Origin of the sequence: Bacteroides sp. CAG:189, from assembly GCF_000432295.1 — a bacterium.
Taxonomy (GTDB): Bacteria; Bacteroidota; Bacteroidia; order Bacteroidales; family Bacteroidaceae; genus Bacteroides; species Bacteroides salyersiae.
Map to the genome: position 1 here is coordinate 24,379 of NZ_HF991103.1, position 706 is coordinate 25,084.

Here is a 706-nt window from a genome sequence, read left to right on the forward strand (position 1 = left end):
CGCTCTTCCCGGCGGCATACATAGCACCTTCTGCCAAATGCTCTTCAAGCGGAGTGCGCGAACCTTCTTCGTATTTATGGAATTTGAGCAACCCTTTGGGTAAAGCCCCATAGTTCAATCCGACTTCTTCCAACAAAGCCGCAACCACAGCTTTGTAATTTCCTTCGCCCATCAATCCGGGAATATCTTTTCCTGCCATACGCCGGCAAGCCACATTCAAATCATCATAAAATGCAAATTTATCGATACCTTCAAAAAATGCCTGTTCAAACTTCGTCGTAGGCCGTTCATAGTCAGCTCCTAAAAACTCAAACAGGTTCTTGAACATACGACTGGCAGCTCCCGAAGCAGGAACAAACTTTACAATCGTCTTATCCGTATTCTTATATGCATCCCATGCTGCAAAATATGCTTCCTGTTCATCTGTGGCAGGAGCCAGAATTCCCTTCTCTACAGACGCTGCCGCATCCAACTTTAAATATGGGAAACCTTTTTCGAAGCAAGCCAGTTGCTCGGCTATCTGTGCTTCTGAAATACCTTTTTTGGCAAGCAACTCTTTGTCTTGTGGTGTTATCATACGTATCTAATTTTATTAATTGATGCCCAAAAATACAAAATGTTATTTAGTTATGCTCTTTTACTAAACAAAAAAAACTACTTTTACAGCAAAATAATAATTAGCCAATGTGCCAATATGCCAATGTGC

General features: G+C 41.5%; 1 protein-coding gene. It reads right to left on the reverse strand.

Annotation, left to right across the window (positions count from 1 at the left end; translation table 11 throughout):
• A partial coding sequence (locus QVP90_RS14280) for a DUF4301 family protein (RefSeq protein WP_288204613.1) occupies positions 1-577 on the reverse strand: 577 nt, incomplete at its 3' end.
• Positions 578-706 lie beyond the last annotated feature (129 nt).